The 19,872-nt window shown below is 60.4% G+C and carries 18 protein-coding genes; 12 read left to right on the plus strand and 6 right to left on the minus strand.

Annotated elements, in window-relative coordinates; genetic code table 11:
- Positions 1–7: 7 nt before the first annotated feature.
- From CKW07_RS13125 to CKW07_RS13150, 6 genes are all read left to right on the plus strand, one after another.
- Positions 8–1,300 (plus strand): ABC transporter substrate-binding protein, encoded by a 1,293-nt coding sequence (locus CKW07_RS13125; protein ID WP_095145283.1) that lies wholly within the window; start codon positions 8–10, stop codon positions 1,298–1,300.
- Positions 1,301–1,422: 122 nt separating this feature from the next.
- A complete protein-coding gene (locus CKW07_RS13130) occupies positions 1,423–2,331 on the plus strand; it encodes a carbohydrate ABC transporter permease (protein ID WP_095078510.1) in 909 nt (302 codons plus the stop codon).
- The gene (locus CKW07_RS13135) at positions 2,324–3,169 is read left to right on the plus strand and encodes a carbohydrate ABC transporter permease (protein WP_095145284.1); all 846 of its coding nucleotides are present in this window, start codon (positions 2,324–2,326) and stop codon (positions 3,167–3,169) included. The genes CKW07_RS13130 and CKW07_RS13135 overlap by 8 nt, the downstream gene beginning before the upstream one ends.
- Positions 3,170–3,175: 6 nt before the next feature.
- Positions 3,176–4,336, plus strand: coding sequence for an ABC transporter ATP-binding protein (locus CKW07_RS13140; RefSeq protein ID WP_095145285.1), 1,161 nt, complete (start codon positions 3,176–3,178; stop codon positions 4,334–4,336).
- Between the two features lie 221 nt (positions 4,337–4,557).
- Entirely contained in the window at positions 4,558–5,907 is a 1,350-nt protein-coding gene (locus CKW07_RS13145) for a carbohydrate porin (protein ID WP_095145286.1), read from the plus strand.
- A 115-nt stretch (positions 5,908–6,022) separates the two neighbouring features.
- Positions 6,023–6,877 (plus strand): D-hexose-6-phosphate mutarotase, encoded by an 855-nt coding sequence (locus CKW07_RS13150; protein WP_095145287.1) that lies wholly within the window; start codon positions 6,023–6,025, stop codon positions 6,875–6,877.
- 40 nt (positions 6,878–6,917) lie between these two features.
- Here CKW07_RS13150 and CKW07_RS13155 read toward each other — a convergent pair whose 3' ends face one another.
- Positions 6,918–7,778: a MurR/RpiR family transcriptional regulator gene (locus CKW07_RS13155; RefSeq protein ID WP_176465316.1), complete on the minus strand. Its 861-nt coding sequence runs from the start codon at positions 7,776–7,778 to the stop codon at positions 6,918–6,920.
- A gap of 249 nt (positions 7,779–8,027) precedes the next feature.
- Between CKW07_RS13155 and zwf the strand changes: the two genes are divergently transcribed.
- Genes zwf through CKW07_RS13170 form a run of 3 tightly spaced genes read left to right on the plus strand, consistent with a single transcriptional unit; the run spans position 8,028 to position 10,880 of the window.
- A complete protein-coding gene (zwf, locus tag CKW07_RS13160) occupies positions 8,028–9,497 on the plus strand; it encodes a glucose-6-phosphate dehydrogenase (protein WP_095145289.1) in 1,470 nt (489 codons plus the stop codon).
- On the plus strand, positions 9,484–10,197 hold the full coding sequence (gene pgl, locus CKW07_RS13165) for a 6-phosphogluconolactonase (RefSeq protein ID WP_095145290.1): 714 nt from the start codon (positions 9,484–9,486) through the stop codon (positions 10,195–10,197). The genes zwf and pgl overlap by 14 nt, the downstream gene beginning before the upstream one ends.
- Before the next feature lie 17 nt (positions 10,198–10,214).
- Positions 10,215–10,880, plus strand: a complete 666-nt coding sequence (locus CKW07_RS13170; protein ID WP_095145291.1) for a bifunctional 4-hydroxy-2-oxoglutarate aldolase/2-dehydro-3-deoxy-phosphogluconate aldolase — start codon at positions 10,215–10,217, stop codon at positions 10,878–10,880.
- A gap of 133 nt (positions 10,881–11,013) precedes the next feature.
- Here CKW07_RS13170 and CKW07_RS13175 read toward each other — a convergent pair whose 3' ends face one another.
- The 4 genes from CKW07_RS13175 to CKW07_RS13190 all read right to left on the minus strand — a co-directional run bounded on the left by CKW07_RS13175 (position 11,014) and on the right by CKW07_RS13190 (position 14,176).
- Positions 11,014–12,195, minus strand: coding sequence for an aminotransferase class V-fold PLP-dependent enzyme (locus CKW07_RS13175; RefSeq protein ID WP_095145292.1), 1,182 nt, complete (start codon positions 12,193–12,195; stop codon positions 11,014–11,016).
- Positions 12,196–12,223: 28 nt separating this feature from the next.
- A complete protein-coding gene (locus CKW07_RS13180) occupies positions 12,224–12,460 on the minus strand; it encodes a DUF3820 family protein (RefSeq protein WP_040070258.1) in 237 nt (78 codons plus the stop codon).
- 258 nt (positions 12,461–12,718) lie between these two features.
- On the minus strand, positions 12,719–13,189 hold the full coding sequence (locus tag CKW07_RS13185; protein WP_095078500.1) for a MaoC family dehydratase: 471 nt from the start codon (positions 13,187–13,189) through the stop codon (positions 12,719–12,721).
- 42 nt (positions 13,190–13,231) lie between these two features.
- Positions 13,232–14,176 (minus strand): alpha/beta hydrolase, encoded by a 945-nt coding sequence (locus CKW07_RS13190; protein ID WP_095145293.1) that lies wholly within the window; start codon positions 14,174–14,176, stop codon positions 13,232–13,234.
- Between the two features lie 212 nt (positions 14,177–14,388).
- Here CKW07_RS13190 and fadD2 point away from each other — a divergent pair, with 212 nt between their 5' ends.
- Entirely contained in the window at positions 14,389–16,077 is a 1,689-nt protein-coding gene (fadD2, locus tag CKW07_RS13195) for a long-chain-fatty-acid--CoA ligase FadD2 (protein WP_095145294.1), read from the plus strand.
- 331 nt (positions 16,078–16,408) lie between these two features.
- Positions 16,409–18,100 (plus strand): long-chain-fatty-acid--CoA ligase FadD1, encoded by a 1,692-nt coding sequence (fadD1, locus tag CKW07_RS13200; protein WP_095078497.1) that lies wholly within the window; start codon positions 16,409–16,411, stop codon positions 18,098–18,100.
- 83 nt (positions 18,101–18,183) lie between these two features.
- Here the strand turns inward: fadD1 and CKW07_RS13205 are convergent, their stop codons facing one another.
- Entirely contained in the window at positions 18,184–18,561 is a 378-nt protein-coding gene (locus CKW07_RS13205; RefSeq protein WP_095145295.1) for a hypothetical protein, read from the minus strand.
- 363 nt (positions 18,562–18,924) lie between these two features.
- Between CKW07_RS13205 and CKW07_RS13210 the strand changes: the two genes are divergently transcribed.
- Complete coding sequence (locus tag CKW07_RS13210; RefSeq protein WP_095145296.1) at positions 18,925–19,872, plus strand: YihY/virulence factor BrkB family protein; 948 nt, start codon at positions 18,925–18,927, stop codon at positions 19,870–19,872.

The following is a 19,872-nucleotide window of genomic DNA, read 5'->3' on the forward strand; positions in this document are numbered from 1 at the left end:
ACTTCAGATGAATGGGATTTCCCGCCTCGCCACGGTCATTACTCTCGCCTCGTTGTTTCCTCTGAGCGCCCATGCCGCCGATTCCAAAGGTGCCGTGGAAGTCGTGCACTGGTGGACGTCCGGTGGTGAAAAAGCCGCCGTCGATGTCCTCAAGGCGCAAGTCGAAAAAGACGGCTTTACCTGGAAAGACGGTGCGGTCGCCGGTGGCGGTGGCGCTACCGCCATGACCGTCCTCAAGAGCCGCGCGGTAGCGGGCAATCCGCCGGGCGTTGCCCAGATCAAAGGCCCGGACATCCAGGAGTGGGGCAGCACCGGCCTGCTCAGCACCGACGCCCTGAAAGACGTTTCCAAAGCGGAAAACTGGGACGGCATGCTGTCGAAGAAAGTCTCCGACACCGTCAAGTATGAAGGCGACTATGTGGCCGTCCCGGTGAACATTCACCGCGTCAACTGGCTGTGGATCAACCCGCAAGTCTTCAAGCAAGCCGGTATCGACAAGGCCCCGACCACCCTCGAGGAGTTCTACGCCGCTGGCGACAAGCTCAAGGCCGCCGGCTTCATCGCCCTGGCCCACGGCGGTCAGCCATGGCAGGACAGCACCGTGTTTGAAGACGTGGTGCTGTCGGTCATGGGCACGGACGGCTACAAGAAAGCCCTGGTTGACCTGGACCAGAAAACCCTCTCCGGCCCGGAGATGGTCAAGTCTTTCGCCGAACTCAAGAAGCTCACCGGTTACATGGACCCTAACCGTGCGGGCCGTGACTGGAATATCGCCGCCGCCGAAGTGATCAATGGCAAGGCCGGCATGCAGATGATGGGGGACTGGGCCAAGAGCGAATGGACCGCCGCCAACAAGATCGCTGGCAAGGACTACCTGTGCGTACCGTTCCCGGGGACTGAAAAAGCCTTCGCCTACAACATCGACTCCCTGGCGGTGTTCAAGCTCAAGGCTGATCGCAAGGGTGACATCGCGGCTCAGCAGGACCTGGCCCGGGTTGCGCTGGGCAAGGACTTCCAGAAGGTCTTCAGCATCAACAAGGGCTCGATCCCGGTTCGCACCGACATGCTCGGCGACATGAGTGCCCTGGGCTTCGACGCCTGTGCCCAGGCCTCGGCCAAGGACTTCCTGGCAAGCGACAAGTCCGGCGGCCTGCAGCCGAGCATGGCCCACAACATGGCCACGTCCCTGGCCGTGCAAGGTGCGATCTTCGACGTCGTGACCAACTTCATGAACGACAAGGATGCTGACCCAGCCAAGGCCAGCGCCCAACTGGCATCGGCCGTCAAGGCCGCCCAGTAATACCAAGGCCGCCGCGGGCCCGGCCTGCGGCAAACCCCTGATCGTCGTCTCCCTGCACGGGCCATGGTTCGTGTGACGGGGGCGTTCGGCCCGGATTTCATTTCTTCACCTGGATAATCCCGATGAGCTCTGTGGCGGTTTTCAGCAAAGCCTCACCGTTCGACGCACTGCAGCGCTGGCTCCCCAAACTGGTTTTGGCGCCGAGCATGCTGATCGTCCTGGTCGGCTTCTACGGTTACATCCTCTGGACATTCGTCCTGTCCTTTACCAACTCCAGCTTCATGCCGAGCTACAAGTGGGTCGGCCTGCAGCAATACGTGCGCTTGCTGGACAACGACCGTTGGTGGGTCGCCAGCAAGAACCTCGCGGTCTTTGGTGGCATGTTCATCGCCATCAGCCTGGTGCTGGGGGTGTTTCTGGCGGTGCTGCTGGATCAGCGCATCCGCCGGGAAGGCTTCATCCGCACGGTCTACCTGTACCCGATGGCGCTGTCGATGATCGTCACCGGTACTGCCTGGAAGTGGCTGCTCAACCCGGGCCTGGGCCTGGACAAAATGCTCCGTGACTGGGGCTGGGAAGGCTTTCGCCTGGACTGGCTGGTGGATCAGGACCGGGTGATTTACTGCCTGGTGATCGCTGCCGTGTGGCAAGCCTCCGGGTTTGTCATGGCGATGTTCCTGGCGGGGCTGCGCGGTGTCGATCAGTCGATCATCCGTGCCGCCCAGGTCGACGGTGCCAGCCTGCCGACCATCTACCTGAAGATCGTCCTGCCGAGCCTGCGCCCGGTGTTTTTCAGTGCCTTCATGATCCTGGCGCATATCGCGATCAAGAGCTTCGACCTGGTGGCGGCGATGACGGCGGGGGGGCCGGGCTACTCCTCCGACCTGCCGGCGATGTTCATGTACTCCTTCACCTTCAGCCGTGGCCAGATGGGCATCGGTTCGGCCAGCGCGATGATGATGCTTGGTGCGATCCTGGCGATTCTGGTGCCGTACCTGTACTCCGAACTGCGGGGCAAACGCCATGAGTAATCCACTCGCCAGACCCACCCTGAGCTTCAGCCGCATCGCCATCTACGCGACGCTGCTGCTGGCAGCGGCCGTGTACCTGATCCCGCTGGTGGTGATGCTGCTGACCAGCTTCAAGTCCCCGGAAGACATTCGCACCGGCAACCTGTTGAGCTGGCCGCAGGTGATCGACGGCATTGGCTGGATCAAGGCCTGGGACACCGTGGGTGGCTACTTCTGGAACTCGGTGAAAATCACCGTGCCGGCGGTGCTGATCTCCACCTTCGTCGGTGCAATGAACGGCTATGTGCTGTCGATGTGGCGCTTCCGCGGCTCGCAACTGTTCTTCGGCCTGCTGCTGTTCGGCTGCTTCCTGCCGTTCCAGACCGTGCTGCTGCCAGCTTCGTTCACCATCGGTAAGCTGGGCCTGGCCAACACCACGACCGGGCTGGTGCTGGTGCACATCGTCTACGGGCTGGCATTCACCACGCTGTTCTTTCGCAACTACTACGTGAGCATTCCCGATGCACTGGTCAAGGCGGCACGCCTGGATGGCGCGGGCTTCTTCACCATCTTCGGCAAGATCCTGCTGCCGATGTCGATCCCGATCGTGATGGTCTGCCTGATCTGGCAGTTCACCCAGATCTGGAATGACTTCCTGTTCGGTGTGGTCTTCGCCAGCGGCGATGCGCAACCCATCACCGTGGCCTTGAACAACCTGGTCAACACCAGCACCGGGGCCAAGGAATACAACGTTGATATGGCGGCGGCGATGATCGCCGGGTTGCCGACACTGCTGGTCTACATATTCGCTGGCAAGTATTTCCTGCGCGGGCTGACGTCCGGCGCGGTCAAGGGGTAGAACAACATGGCAACGCTCGAATTACGCAACGTCAACAAAACCTACGGCGCCGGCTTGCCGGACACCTTGAAGAACATCGAACTGAAGATCGATGACGGTGAATTCCTGATCCTGGTCGGGCCGTCCGGTTGCGGCAAATCGACCTTGATGAACTGCATCGCCGGCCTTGAGAACATCAGCGGCGGGGCGATCCTGGTGGATGACGCCGACATCAGCGGCATGAGCCCCAAGGATCGCGACATCGCCATGGTGTTCCAGTCCTATGCGCTGTACCCGACCATGAGCGTGCGCGACAACATCGCCTTCGGTTTAAAGATTCGCAAAATGCCCGCCGCCGACATCGACGAAGAAGTGGCGCGGGTGTCCAGGCTGCTGCAAATCGAACACCTGCTCAGCCGCAAGCCGGGTCAGCTCTCGGGGGGGCAGCAACAGCGCGTGGCCATGGGCCGGGCATTGGCGCGGCGGCCGAAGATTTATCTGTTCGATGAACCGCTCTCCAACCTCGACGCCAAGTTGCGGGTCGAGATGCGCACCGAAATGAAACTGATGCACCAGCGCCTGAAAACCACCACGGTCTACGTGACCCACGACCAGATCGAAGCCATGACCCTGGGCGACAAGGTGGCGGTGATGAAGGACGGGATCATTCAGCAGTTCGGCACCCCGAAGCAGATCTACAACGACCCGGCCAACCTGTTTGTGGCCAGCTTCATTGGCTCGCCGCCGATGAACTTCATTCCCCTGCGCCTGCAGCGCAAGGACGGCCGCCTGCTGGCGTTGCTCGACAGTGGCCAGGCGCGCTGCGAGCTGCCGTTGGGCATGCAGGACGCGGGGCTTGAGGATCGAGAAGTGATCCTGGGCATGCGCCCGGAGCAAATCGTGCTGGCGAACGGCGAGGCCAATGGCCTGCCGACTATTCGGGCCGAAGTACAGGTCACCGAGCCCACCGGGCCCGACACCCTGGTGTTCGTCAACCTGAACGGAACCAAGGTCTGCTGCCGCCTGGCGCCGGACGTCGCGCCGGCCGTGGGCGAGACCCTGACGCTGCAATTCGACCCATCGAAAGTGCTGCTGTTCGATGCCAGGACCGGGGAGCGTTTGGGGGCTGCCGGTCAACCACAAACCGAATTGCACACAGCCAACGTCGCCCAATTCAAAGGCCGCTGAAAATCAAAACTGTAGGAGCGAGCTTGCTCGCGATGGACGTTAACGATGACGTGCGCCGTCTGGGTGAACGCGGTGCATTTGAGACCATCGTCGGAACGCCGCCCGGAGCAAGCTCGCTCCTACAAGGGGGATATCCGTGACGGACGGCCTGTCGTCCGACACCACCGTTGTAACCGCGTTAGAAAAAGAAAAGTTAATAACAATAAGACGAGGATGTAGGGATGAAGAAGAACAACACCAGTGCCCGGTTTATCTGCCAGCTGTCAGCGATTGCGGCGATGAGCCTGGCCGGTAGCGTGCATGCCGCTGAGGCGTTCAGTGCAGATTCCAAGTGGATGACGGGCGACTGGGGCGGCGAGCGGACCAGGCTGATCGATCAAGGCATCGACATCAAAATGGACTACGTCGGTGAAGTGGGCGGTAACCTCCACGGCGGTTACAACGACGACAAGACTGCGCGTTACGCCGACCAGTTTGGCCTGGGCGCGGCGCTGGACCTGCAAAAATTGCTCGGCTGGGATAACACCCAGGCCAAGATCCAGCTCACCAACCGTAACGGCGAGAACATCTCCAATGACCGTATCGGCGACCCGCGTGCCGGCACCTTGAGCTCCTCCCAGGAAGTCTACGGCCGTGGCCATATGGTCCGCCTGACCCAGTTGTGGATCCAGCATCAGTTTTTCGACAACAAACTGGACGTCAAGGCCGGTTACTTCGGTGAAGGCGAGGACTTCAACACCTTCCCGTGCGAATTCCAGAACCTGGCGTTCTGCGGCTCCCAGGTGGGTAACTGGGCTACCAACATCTGGTACAACTGGCCGGTCAGCCAGGCGGCGATCCGCGTGAAGTACAACATCTCGCCCGAGTGGTATGCGCAGATCGGAGCGTACAACCAGAACCCGTCGCAACTGGAACACGGCAACGGCTTCAAACTCAGCGGCAGTGGTACCGAAGGCACTGTCCTGCCGGTCGAACTGGTCTGGTTGCCCAAGCCTGGCAACCTGCCAGGCGAATACCGTGTCGGTTACTACAAAAGTACGGCCAAGGCCGATGACGTCCGTGAGGATGACAACGGTAATGATGCGGCCACCAGCGGCAACGCCTATCGCAGCCACAGCAGCAAGCACGGCTACTGGTTCGTTGCCCAGCAACAACTCACCAGCCACAACGGTGACGCGTCTCGCGGTCTGAACATTGCGGCCAACGCCACTTTCCACGACAAGGACACCAACATCGTCGACAACTACCAGTCGCTGATGTTTGTGTACAAGGGCCCGTTCGATGCACGTCCAAAAGATGACGTCGGCATCGGTTTCGCCCGTATCCACGTCAACGATGACGTGAAAAAAAACGCCGAGCTGACCAACACCGCCAACGGTGTCACCCACTACGAGGATCCGCTGTTCTCGCCGCTGCGTGACACCGAGTACAACTACGAACTCAACTATGGTTTCCACGTTACCAACTGGTTGACCGTGCGTCCTAACCTGCAATACGTCACCCACCCAGGTGGCGTGGATGAAGTCGACAACGCTTTGGTCGCCGGCCTGAAAATTCAGTCGGTGTTCTAACGCTGGTGCGATAAGCTCCTTCCCATGTGCGCATTTTTGCGGACGGCCCAGGCTGTCCGCTTTTTTTTGGGGTGGCGCGCCCCTTGGTGATCGCTGATTTTCAGGACCGTGGCACATGCCAGAGCATCCGCTACAACGTTTCTTCAAGTCCTTGCGCGAGCGTCCGGTATTCGCGTGGGAGCGCTATCAGAAGCGCGACGTGTTGGTGATCGATCATCCGCTGTGCCAGGCGGTGTTCAGTCGCCAGGGCGCGCAGTTGTTGCACTTCCAGCCCACAGGCCAGAAACCCTGGTTGTGGTGCGCGGCGAAGTGGCCGCAGGTCGGCGCCATTCGCGGCGGAGTCCCGGTGTGCTGGCCGTGGTATGGCCGGCATCCGAGTGAAAACGCCTGGCCATCCCATGGCTGGGCACGGCTGCTGGACTGGAAGCTGATCGACAGTCGCAGCGATGACGACGGCGTGCACCTGCACTGGCAGTTACAGCTGTGCGATTGGCAAGTCGAGCTGCACGCGCACTTGGGCGAGCGTATGGAGCTGCGCCTGAGCACCGAGCACCAGGACAGCCTGCCGTGCCAGTTGAGTCATGCTTTGCACGCCTATTGGCGTATTGGTGACGTCGGTGAGGTAGCGCTGTCTGGGCTGGATGGCGCGCAGGGTTATGACCAGCTAAAGCGTGAGGCGTGCGAGCAAAAAGGCGAGTTGCGGGTCGAGGGTGGCTGCCAGCGCGTGTTTCAGCACGAGGGCGAGCTACAGCTCAAGGACCGTGCCTGGCAGCGCCAGTTGTGCATCGATACCGGCGACAGCGCGGACACCGTGGTCTGGCACCCCGGATCGCGCCCGCTGCTGGGGGTGAGCTGGAATGAGGTGAGCGAGTTTGTCTGCGTGGAAGCGGCCAGCGGTGGCACCGACAGCCTGAGCCTGGCCCCGGGGGAGCGGGCGCATTTGAGTTTGCAGGCGTGGGCGGCGGCGTGATGCTCATTCCCACGCAGGGCGTGGAAATGAGCGGGGCGAATCAGTTGAACTCATCTCCCACCGGATAGCGGCTGGCGTTGAGGCTTTCCTTGATTTTGCGCAGGTGCGGCTGGAAGTCGACGCCGCGGCGCAGGGTCATGCCGGTGGCGAGTACGTCGAGCACGGTCAACTGAATGATCCGCGAGGTCATCGGCATGTAGATGTCGGTGTCTTCCGGCAACGGGATGTTCAGGCTCAGGGTGCTGGCCTTGGCCAGTGGCGAGCCTTCGGCCGTCAGGCCAAGTACCGAGGCACCGTTCTCGCGGGCAATGCGCGCCACTTCCACCAGTTCACGGGTGCGACCGGTGTAGGAAATGATCACGAACAGTTCACCAGTATGGGCCACGGAAGCAATCATGCGCTGCATCAGCACATCGGCGTGGGCGGTAACGGCCAGGTTGAAGCGAAAGAACTTGTGCTGGGCATCCAGCGCGACCGGTGCTGATGCACCGAGACCGAAGAAGTGGATCTGCCGGGCCTGGATCAGCAAGTCCACGGCGCGGCTGACCAGGTTCGGGTCCAGGGCCTGGCAGGCGCTGTCCAGCGAGGCGATGGCGCTGCCAAAGATCTTCTGGGTGTAGGCCTCCGGGTTGTCGTCGGCTTCCACCGCGCGGCTGACATAGGCGGCACCACTGGCCAGGCTTTGGGCCAGCTGCAGCTTGAGCTCCGGGTAACCGCTGACGCCGAACGAGCGGCAGAAACGGTTGACCGTCGGTTCGCTGACCGAGGCGGCCTGGGCGAGGGCGGCGATGCTGAAGCGAGTCGCCTGCTGCGGGTTGAGCAGGATGACTTCGGCGACTTTGCGCTCAGCCTTGTTCAGGTCGGCAAGGCGATTCTGGATCTGTTCCAGTAAATTTCGCACGCGGTCCATAAATGTTTCCTTAGAGCGGCTGCTATGCCAGCAGACTCGCTGCTTGCAAGTAAAGGCTCGGCTATGAAAATCGGGCCTTTGGTAAGGCCCTTTGCGGTGGCCTATCCTACTGGTGGCCCTGACTGACCACCACCGGGAATCTGTATTTTGGAATAATGTTGTGGTTATTACTACATTTTCCCTTGAGTGATGCCTTGAAAAAAGGTATTTGTAGCTTAACTTGATAAAAGAACAAACATCATGCCTTCGATTACGGTTGAACCGTGCACCTTTGCCTTGTTCGGCGCCTTGGGCGATCTGGCCCTGCGCAAGCTGTTTCCTGCCTTGTACCAACTCGATGGTGCAGGCCTGCTGCATGAGGAATCGCGCATTATCGCACTGGCCCGTGAGCCGGGCAGCGCGCAGGAGCACCTGGCCTTCATCGCCCGGGAGCTGCGCCACTATGTGGCTGCCAAGGAACTGGACGAAGCCGTGGTCGATCGCTTCCTGGCGCGGCTGACGTACCTGCATGTCGACTTTCTCAAGACCGATGACTACGTGGCCCTGGCTGAACTGGCCGGCACGACGCAGCGGATGATTGCCTACTTCGCCACGCCGGCGGCGGTCTACGGGGCAATCTGCGAGAATCTGGCGCAGGTTGGCCTGGCTGAAAACACCCGCGTGGTGCTGGAAAAACCCATCGGTTCGGACCTGGAATCGTCACGCAAGGTCAACGACGCCGTGGCCAGGTTTTTCCCGGAAAACCGCACCTACCGTATCGACCACTACCTGGGTAAGGAAACGGTCCAGAACCTGATTGCCCTGCGTTTCGCCAACAGCCTGTTCGAAACCCAGTGGAACCAGAACTACATTTCCCACGTGGAAATTACCGTTGCCGAGAAGGTCGGGATCGAAGGCCGTTGGGGCTATTTCGACAAGGCCGGGCAGTTGCGGGACATGATCCAGAATCACCTGCTGCAGCTGCTGTGCCTGATCGCCATGGACCCTCCGGCGGACCTGTCGGCCGACAGCATCCGCGACGAGAAAGTCAAAGTGCTCAAGGCGCTGGCACCGATCAGTCCGGAAGGCCTGAGCACTCAGGTGGTACGTGGCCAGTACATCGCCGGGCACAGTGAAGGCAAGGCGGTGCCGGGTTACCTGGAGGAAGAAAACTCCAATACCCAGAGCGACACCGAGACCTTCGTCGCCCTGCGCGCCGACATCCGCAACTGGCGTTGGGCCGGTGTGCCGTTTTACCTGCGTACCGGCAAGCGCATGCCGGAAAAGCTGTCGCAGATCGTCATCCACTTCAAGGAACCGTCGCACTACATCTTCGCCCCCGAGCAGCGCTTGCAGATCAGCAACAAGCTGATCATCCGCCTGCAACCGGACGAAGGCATTTCCTTGCGGGTGATGACCAAGGAGCAAGGCCTGGACAAGGGCATGCAGCTGCGCAGCGGGCCCTTGCAGCTGAACTTTTCCGATACCTGGCGCAGTGCGCGGATCCCCGACGCCTACGAGCGGTTGTTGCTGGAAGTGATGCGCGGCAATCAGAACCTGTTTGTCCGCAAAGATGAAATCGAAGCCGCGTGGAAATGGTGCGACCAGTTGATCGCCGGATGGAAGAAATCCGGTGATGCGCCCAAGCCGTACGCGGCTGGGTCCTGGGGGCCAATGAGCTCCATTGCACTGATCACGCGGGACGGGAGGTCGTGGTATGGCGATATCTAAATTGAAACTGCCTCGGGGCGTCAGCGCCCATGAGTTCAAAAGCCCGGTGCTGCTGGCCGAAGGCCTGGCACTGAAGGTGGCCAAACAACTGAGCGATGCGCTCGACGCCACGGGCACGGCAACGCTGGTGGTGTCTGGTGGGCGCAGCCCGGTGGCGTTTTTCCAGCACCTGGCCAAGCAAAAGCTGGACTGGTCGAAGGTGGTGGTCAGCCTGGCTGACGAGCGCTGGGTGCCCGTCGAACACGCCGACAGCAATGCCGGTCTGCTCAAGCGTTACCTGCTGCAAGGCCCAGCGGCCCAGGCGCAATTTCTGAGCCTGTACAGCGCCTGCGCCAACCTGGAACTGGCCGCCGAGCAGGCGGATCGTTTGCTCGCCGAGCTACCAAGGATTGACGTGCTGGTGCTGGGGATGGGCGATGACGGTCACACCGCCTCGCTGTTCCCGGACAGTCCGAATCTTGCGCAAGCGTTGCAGGCCGACGGTACACGCCGTTGCTGGCCAATGCTGGCGCCCACTGTGCCGCATCAGCGCCTGACCATGAGTCGTGCATTGCTGGCGTCGGCGACGCACACCGTTCTATCGATTTCCGGTCAGTCCAAGCTGACCACCTTGAGCGCCGCACTGGCCGGTGACGATGTCGCCGCAATGCCGATTCGCGCGTTTCTGCAACCCACGTTAGAGATTTACTGGTGCCCATGAGCCAAGGATCATCCGCTATGACAACCCCATCCCTTGCCGTTTCCATGGCGGATAAAGTTGCCCTGATCGACAGCCTCTGCGCCAAGGCGCGGATTCTGCCGGTCATCACCATCGCTCGTGAACAGGACGTACTGCCGTTGGCCGATGCCCTGGCAGCGGGTGGCCTGACGGCCCTGGAAGTGACCCTGCGCTCGCAGTTCGGCCTCAAGGCCATCCAGATTCTGCGTGAACAGCGTCCGGAGTTGCTCACCGGTGCCGGCACCGTGCTGGATCGCACCATGCTGGCCGCCGCGGAAGCGGCAGGCTCGCAGTTCATTGTCACGCCAGGCATCACCCGTGACTTGCTCGAAGCCAGCGTGGACAGCCCGATTCCGCTGTTGCCCGGCATCAGCAACGCCTCCGGCATCATGGAGGGCTATGCCCTGGGATACCGCCGCTTCAAGCTGTTCCCGGCGGAGGTCAGCGGTGGCGTGGCGGCGATCAAGGCCCTTGGCGGCCCGTTCGGCGAAGTGAAATTCTGCCCCACCGGTGGCGTGGGCCCGGCCAACATCAAGAGCTACATGGCGTTGAAAAACGTGATGTGCGTGGGTGGCAGCTGGATGCTGGATCCGGAGTGGATCAAGAACGGCGACTGGGCACGCATTCAGGAGTGCACCGCCGAGGCGCTGGCGCTGCTGGACTGACGGGGTTACCCGCAGGGTTTTACGAAGAATTGTAGTAGTTGCGTTCTACGGCTTTTCGGCGCACTTGGTCGGTGCGCCGTTTTTTTTGCCTGGCGAAAAGTGCCGCCCCGTTGCATTCAAGGGGCGGCGGGCCTCAACTCAGTTCGATCAGCGCCTGCGCCATCAGGTGCATGTCCGCTGCCGTGCTGATCAGGCCGGGGGTGATGCGTATGCACGGCCCACAGGCCGAACCGCTGCGGGTCACGGTGAACAGGTTGTAGTCGCTGAGCAGGCGGTCGACCATCGCCTGCTGGTCGGCCTGGCGAGTGAAGCGCATCGAGGTGATGCCGCAATACAGGCGCGGGTCATTCGGAGTCATGACCTCAATGCCTGGCGCGTCTTGAACGGCGTCGACCCACAGATTGCGCAGGTAGTTGAGCCGGGCGCCCTTGGCGGCCGCACCGCCGATGGCGCGATGTTCTTCGAATACCAACGGCAAGGTCAGCAAGGCGGGAATATTCGGCGTGCTGTACGGCGTGCGTGAGCGGGTGTCGGTGGCCGGGAAATGAAACTCGCCCATGTCTGGATCGATGTCGGCCAGGCGTTGCGGGGCGATGTAGAGGAAGCCCAGGGTCAGCGGTGCACCGATCCATTTGTGCAGGTTGTAGCCGGCAAAGCTGATGCCCAGTTCCTCGAGGTCGAATTCGATCTGGCCCAGGGCATGGGCGCCATCGAGGATCACGTCGATCCCGTGCTCACGGGCACAGGCGGCAATGGCCTTGACCGGCATCACGAGGCCGGTGCGGTGGGTGACGTGGGTCAGGGCCATGAGTTTGATTCGCGGGTGCTGCTCGAACGCTGCGCGATAGCTCGCCACCAGGCTGTCGAAGCTGGCGGGGTGGGGGTGCTCGATTTCGATCACCTCGACCCCACGATAGCGTGCCAGCCAGCGCATCGCACTTTTGACCGTGTCGTATTCCAGGTCGCAGATCAGTACCTGATCACCCGGCTGCAAGCGGTTGTAGTTGCGAATCAGCGATTGCAGCGCGTCCGAAGCATTGCGGGTGAGGGCCAGGGCTTGCGCGGGGACTCGCAGCAAGTCCGCCAGTTGCCTGCGAATCTCCACGCTTTCGAGTTTTTCGAAGCGTTGACGCACGTGCACCGAGTTGCTGCTGTTGATCAGTTCGATGTTGCGTTGGTATTCCTCGATGACCGTGCGCGACATGCGGCCGAAGTAACCGTTTTCCAGGTTGATGGGGCCAGGCTGGACATCGTAGCGATCGGCAAAGGTCCGCCAGAAGGCTTCATCATGGGCGCGGAAGGTGTTATCGGGCATGGGGAGAACTCGGTCTGGATTCGGTGGTTCAGTGGCGAGGCTTGGGTTTGCCGTGCTTGGCGCGCAGCGGGTCGAGCAGGTCGGACAAACCGTTGTGATCGATTTCCTGCATCAGGGCCAGCAGGCCACCCAGTTCACCGTGGGGGAAGCCCTGACGGGCGAACCAGTTCAGGTACGGGCCGGGCAGGTCGGCAATGATGCGCCCTTTGTATTTGCCAAAGGGCATTTCTCGGGTGACCAGCAGTTCAAGCGTTTCGGGGTTCATCGGTCAGTCGTCTTGATTCATACAGTCCGGAAAATACAGGCATTGCGCAGGCACGCCAATCGACAGATCCTGCCAATAACCAGCATACAGATGCTTGCGGGTGATGTAGCGGACAGCTCCATGGCGATTGTGCGCTGTTCACGGCGACGTGCGGGCGGCGCAGCCAGGAGCGCGCCCGTTCGCAAGCGTTGAACAATCGTAAAGGGGCTCGGCCTTGTGGCGAGCGAGCGTGCTCCCTCGCCACCGGTGAGCGGTCAATCAGCCGATGCTGATGGTCGGCAAGGTAGGCAGGGTCACGGTCTGTTGCTTGCGGGGCGCGAGGATCTCGGCTTCGCCATCAACCACCAGCTCATCACGCTGGTTGAACACGCGGGTGGCAATGCGCACGCGGAACTTCGGCAGTTTCTCGAGGATTTCCAGGCGCACGGTCAGGGTGTCGCCGATCTTCACCGGCTTCTGGAAACTCATCTGCTGGCCGAGGTAGATGGTCCCGGGCCCAGGCAGCTCGCAGGCGACCGCGGCACTGATCAGTGCGCCACTGAACATGCCATGGGCGATACGCTCCTTGAACATGCTCGCCGCTGCGAATTCGGCATCCAGGTGCACCGGGTTATGGTCGCCGGACATGGCGGCAAACAGCTGAATGTCGCGCTCTTCGACGGATTTGCTGTAGCTGGCGGTCTGGCCGACTTCGAGGGCTTCGTACGGCGTGTTGGTAACCTGGGTCATGTGTCTTGAATCCTGTGACGAGTTAAGTGTAATAACCAAACGTTATTCGGTTCTGGGTGGCCGGCGGTGGCTCAATGCCTGGGCCAGCCAGGTGAGCAGGTCCGCGGTCACTTCATCGCGGTTGCTTTCGTTGAACAGTTCGTGCCGTGCCTGCGGGTAGATCGTCAGTTGCAGGCACTGGTTGCCGGCCTGGCGCAGTGCATCGGCCAACGCCTTGAGACGCTTGCCTTCACTCACCGGATCACATTCTCCGCCAATGACCAGCAACGGCAGGCCCGGATCGATCTGCGCGAGATTGGACGCTTTGCTGATCTGCTGCAAGCCGCCGAGCATATCGATCCACAACTGGTTGGTGCAGCGGTAGCCGCAGAGTGGATCGTTGACGTACTTGTCGACTTCCGCCGGGTCGCGGCTGAGCCAGTCGAACGGGGTGCGGTTGGGTTTGAACGCCTTGTTGAACGAGCCGAACGACAACCACTCGATCAGCGCACTGCGACCAGTCGCGCCTTGGCGCCAGCGTTCGAGGCGGGCAATCAGGCGCGCCATGCGATACAGCGCCACGGGCTGGAAATTCGAGCCGCTGAGTACGGCGCCATACAGGCTGGCGCTGTGGTGCAGCAGATAAGCCTGGGCAATGTAGCTGCCCATGCTGTGGCCCAGCAACACAATCGGCGTGCCCGGATGCTGCTGGCCGATGTGCTGATTCAGGCTGGCCAGGTCACCGACCACTTTGCGCCAGCCATCCTTGTCCGCGTAGTGCCCTAGCACGCCGTTTTCGGCGGTTTTGCCATGGCCGCGCTGGTCCAGCGCATAGACGCCGTACCCTTGGTTACACAATACCTGCGCCAGGCGCTCGTACCTTGCGCTATGTTCCGCCATCCCGTGGGACAGCAGGATCACCGCGTTGAGCGGGCTTTCGGGTAACCACTGGTTGACGAAAAGCTGGCTGTGGTCATTCGCGGTCAACCAGAACGTGTCGTGGATCATGGCGATTCCTTTGCGCTGAGTCGTTGCATTGTATAGCTGATCAAGCGTCTGGCGTCCGATGCGGGCCTCCCAAGGCGGCAAGATTCACACTATCAATGACACTCGTGCTTATATTTGCCTGAATCGCCATAACTGCTAGTGTCCCAGAAGCTCCGCTTCTCAACATCGCAGAGAGGCGGCACGGACTCGCTCAGGTAAAGAGGACAAGAATAATGCAACCTGATTTCTGGAATGATAAACGCCCGGCCGGCGTACCCATTGATATCGATCTGGGTGGCTACAAGTCGGTGATCGAGGTGTTCGAGCGTTCCTGCAAGAAGTTCGCCGACCGTCCAGCGTTCAGCAACATGGGGGTGACCCTGACCTACGCTGACCTGGAACGCTACAGCGCAGCCTTCGCCGGTTATCTGCAAAGCCAGACCGATCTGGTGCCGGGCGATCGCATCGCGGTACAGATGCCCAACGTCCTGCATTATCCGATTGCCGTGTTCGGTGCGCTGCGTGCCGGGCTGATCGTGGTCAACACCAACCCGTTGTACACCGCGCGGGAGATGCGGCATCAGTTCAAGGATTCCGGTGCCCGGGCGCTGGTGTACCTGAACATGTTCGGGCAGAAGGTCCAGGAAGTGCTGCCCGACACCGATATCCAATACCTGATCGAAGCGAAGATGGGCGACCTGATGCCCGCCGCCAAGGGCTGGCTGATCAATACCGTGGTCGACAAGGTCAAGAAGATGGTCCCGGCCTACGACCTGCCACAGGCCACTTCCTTCAAGAGCGCGTTGCGCATGGGGCGTGGCCAGGGCATCAAGCCCTTGCAGGCCGGCCTCGACGACGTCGCCGTGCTGCAATACACCGGCGGCACCACCGGCCTGGCCAAGGGGGCGATGCTGACCCACGGCAACCTGGTGGCCAACATGCAACAGGCCCGCGCCTGCCTCGGCCAACACGGCAAGGATGGCCAGCCACTGCTGCGCGAAGGCCAGGAAGTGATGATCGCGCCGCTGCCGCTGTACCATATCTATGCATTCACGGCGAACTGCATGTGCATGATGGTGACCGGCAACCACAACGTGTTGATCACCAACCCACGGGACATTGCCGGCTTCATCAAGGAGCTGAAGAACTGGCGGTTCTCGGCACTGCTGGGGCTCAACACGCTGTTTGTCGCGCTGATGGATCACCCTGACTTCAAGACCCTGGACTTCTCCAGCCTCAAGCTGACCAACTCCGGCGGCACCGCCCTGGTGAAGGCCACGGCCGAGCGCTGGGAAGCCATGACCGGCTGCCGGATTACCGAAGGCTATGGCCTGACCGAAACCTCGCCGGTCGCCTGCACCAACCCCTACGGCGATCAGTCGCGCATTGGCTCCGTGGGCCTGCCGGTACCCGGTACCACGTTGAAGGTGATCAACGACGACGGTGTCGAACAGCCGCTGGGTGAGCGCGGCGAGCTCTGCATCAAAGGGCCGCAGATCATGAAGGGCTACTGGAACAAACCCGAAGCCACGGCCGAAGTGCTGGATGCCGAGGGCTGGTTCAAGTCCGGTGACATCGCGGTGATCGACCCGGACGGTTTTGTGCGCATCGTCGACCGCAAGAAAGACATGATCATTGTCTCGGGTTTCAACGTGTACCCCAACGAGATCGAGGATGTGGTCATGGCCCACCCGAAAGTGGCCAACTGCGCGGTCATCGGCGTACCGGACGACCGTTCCGGAGAGGCGGTGAAACTGTTCGTGGTGGCGCGCGAAGCGGGGGTCAGCCTTGAAGAATTGAAGGCGTACTGCAAGGAGAACTTCACCGCCTACAAAGTACCCAAGCACATCGTGTTGCGTGAGTCGCTGCCAATGACGCCGGTGGGCAAGATCCTGCGCAGGGAGTTGCGCGACATCGCGTAATGTTTTGTTAGCAGCGCGGTACCAAAAAGGGGCGCCCGAATCTGGGCACCCCTTTTTTTGTCTTGTGAATCTGGCGCGGTGGCCCGATTTAGAGCGTTTAAAGATTGCGTAGAATCTTTACTCTAAAACTGACTATTAAATAGTCTTGAGTCGCTAATGTGACTGTGCGGGCTTTCTTTGGCCCTAGTAGGGCTTTTGCAAAGCTGCTACTCTCGGCGCGCTTTGTGACTTCTCGGCCTTAAAGTTGTAAGCCAGATTCACCAAAAACACACACCAATAATAATCGCATCAAATGCGGTGAAGAATTCGCGTTGCTGAGGAGTGGGCTTCCATGATCGAAGACTTTTGGAAGGATAAGTACCCAGCTGGGATTGCTGCCGACATCAATCCAGACGAGTATCCGAATATTCAGGCAGTGTTGAAGCAGTCCTGCCAACGCTTCGCCAACAAGCCGGCCTTTAGTAACCTCGGCAAGACACTCACCTACGGTGAGCTGTACGAACTGTCGGGTGCATTTGCCGCTTATCTGCAACAGCATACCGATTTGCAGCCCGGTGATCGAATCGCCGTGCAACTGCCGAACCTGTTGCAATACCCGGTCGCCGTATTTGGCGCCATCCGCGCCGGCCTGATCGTGGTCAACACCAACCCGCTGTACACCGCGCGGGAAATGGAACATCAATTCAATGATTCCGGTGCCAAGGCGCTGGTGTGCCTGGCGAACATGGCGCACCTGGCCGAGGCCGTGGTGCCCAAGACGGGCGTCAAGCATGTCATCGTCACTGAAGTGGCCGACCTGCTGCCACCGCTCAAGCGCCTGCTGATCAACAGCGTCATCAAGTACGTGAAGAAGATGGTGCCGGCGTTCAATTTGCCCAAGGCCATCAAGTTCAATGACGTGTTGAGCAAAGGACACGGCCAGCCCGTGACCGAAGCCAGCCCGGCCAGCAGCGACGTGGCCGTGCTGCAGTACACCGGCGGCACCACCGGCGTGGCCAAGGGCGCGATGCTGACCCATCGCAACCTGATAGCGAACATGTTGCAGTGCAAGGCGCTGATGGGGTCCAACCTCAATGAGGGTTGCGAGATCCTGATCACGCCGCTGCCGCTGTACCACATCTATGCCTTCACCTTCCATTGCATGGCCATGATGCTGATCGGCAACCACAACATCCTGATCAGTAACCCGCGCGATTTGCCGGCGATGGTCAAGGAACTGTCGAAGTGGAAGTTCAGCGGTTTTGTCGGGTTGAACACGCTGTTCGTGGCGCTGTGCAACAACGAAGGCTTCCGCAAGCTGGACTTCTCGGCCATGAAAGTGACCCTGTCCGGTGGCATGGCCTTGCAACTGGCGGCTGCCGAGCGCTGGAAAGAAGTGACTGGCTGCCCGATCTGCGAAGGTTACGGCATGACTGAAACCAGCCCCGTGGCGACCGTCAACCCGATCCAGAACATCCAGATCGGCACCATCGGCATTCCGGTGCCTTCCACCCTGTGCAAGGTCATCGATGACGCCGGCGTTGAACAGCCGCTGGGCGCAATCGGCGAACTGTGCGTGAAGGGCCCACAGGTGATGAAGGGCTACTGGCAGCGTCAGGAAGCCACCGATGAAATGCTCGACAGCGAAGGCTGGTTGAAGACCGGTGACATCGCGCTGATCCAGGAGGATGGTTACCTGCGAATCGTCGATCGCAAGAAAGACATGATCCTGGTCTCCGGTTTCAACGTGTACCCGAACGAACTCGAGGACGTGCTGGCAGCAGTACCGGGTGTGCTGCAGTGCGCGGCCATTGGCGTGCCGGACGATAAGTCGGGCGAAGCGATCAAGATGTTCATCGTCGCCAAACCAGGTGTAACACTGACCAAGGAGCAGGTGATGACGCACATGCGCGCCAATGTCACCGGCTATAAGGTGCCCAAGGCCGTCGAGTTCCGCGATGCGCTGCCGACCACCAACGTGGGCAAGATCCTGCGTCGTGAACTGCGCGACGAAGAGTTGAAGAAGCTGGGCGTGAAGAAGTAAGGCGCCGATCACCAAAAAGCCCCGCGGATGCGGGGCTTTTTGTTATTTGCCTGTCAGGCGCGCTTCTGTACAGCCGGATTGGACTACAGGCGAAACTGCGCGAAATTCACATTGGTGCCTGCCGGGCGCATGTCCTGTAGGTACGAGTCCTTGTCGGCGCTCAGTTCCAGGCTCAGGGCCGCCTTGCGCTTGCCTTCGTTGCGCACCACCAGGCCTTCCAGCTTCTCGCGCAGAAACACCGTCGGCACTTTCAGGTGCAGCAGTTCGTCGGTATCGGGTGTGTGCATCAGCAGGTGGATCCACTCATACTGGCCAATGGCCAAGCGCGACACCGGGATATCAAACCACCAGATGTTGCGGTTGCGGTTCAATTCGGTGAAGTGACAGTTGTTCACACCCAGCACTGCACCGCCCAGTTCCTGGTTCCTGCGGGCAATGGCCTGCTTTTTATCGAGTTTCATAACGTTCCTACGGGATTGGTTCTTCAGTGCCATGGCCTGAATACGTGATGCATTCTCCCGGCAAAGCCTGCAAACATAAAGCCCAACCTGCATGGGCGGATGAAATGACCCGGCGAAAACAAATGAAACTCACCCCAGGGTTCGACGGTCAATCGCTGCGCACGGGGTTGACCCTGGATGTTCATCGCACACCACGGTGAGCCGTCCGGGTCATGGACGGATGGCGGTTTTGACGTCGGCTATTGTCTGGTGGTTGCTAGCCTTGAAACTGTTTCAAGGTCGCCAAGTAGGTTACTTTGATGCAACGAACGGCCCTTGAGTCGCCCCCCTGGCTTCAACCCTGTTGCGGCGAATGGAGACGCTATGTTTTTCCCGGATTTGAAAGGCTTGCCTTTGCACCGCGTGATGATGCGCACCGTCACGGAGTTCATCGCTGACGAGATGTCAACCTATGCCTCGGCGCTGGCCTATCAGATGCTGTTCTCGCTGTTCCCGTTCATCCTGTTCCTGATCGCGCTGATCGGTTTCCTGCACCTGCCGGACTTCTTTTCCTGGCTGCGCCTGCAGTCGGAGCTGGTGTTGCCACCCCAGGCACTGGAGCAGGTCAACCCGGTCATTGACCAGCTCCAGCAATCGAAGGGCGGATTGCTCTCGGTCGGTATCGTCATCGCTTTGTGGACGGCTTCGGCGGGTGTGCGGCTGATGATGAGTGCCATGAATGCGGCGTATGACGTGGTCGAGCGTCGCCCGATCTGGAAGCGCTTCCCGCTGTCGATTATCTACACCGTTGGCATCGCCGGCATGTTGCTGGTGGCTGCGGCCCTGATGGTGCTTGGTCCGCAGGTGATGGAGTGGATCGCCTCGCAGATCGGCATGCAGGAGGTCATTGTCACAATCTGGACGATTTTGCGCTGGCCGGCGATCGTGATTCTGTTGATGGTGGCCGTGGCGCTGACGTACTACGTGATGCCGGATGTGAAGCAGGAATTTCGCTTTATCACCCCCGGCTCCGTGCTGGCGGTGGTGGTGTGGATCATTGCGTCGCTGGGCTTTGGTTTCTACGTGAAAGCCTTCGCCAACTACAATGCCATGTATGGCAGTATCGGTGCGATCATCGTGCTGTTGCTGTACTTCTACATTTCCGCGGCGGTGCTGTTGCTGGGCGCGGAGATGAACGCGGTGATCGATCACATGTCGACCGAGGGCAAGGGGCCTGGCCAAGCGCCCCTCGGTGAACACGACACCCCCAAACAACACGTATCGGGATTGGGTCGGGATCACTCGCTCAAACCGACCTCTGACGAAGCCTGA

Source organism: Pseudomonas sp. Irchel s3b6, assembly GCF_900187415.1.
GTDB lineage: Bacteria > Pseudomonadota > Gammaproteobacteria > Pseudomonadales > Pseudomonadaceae > Aquipseudomonas.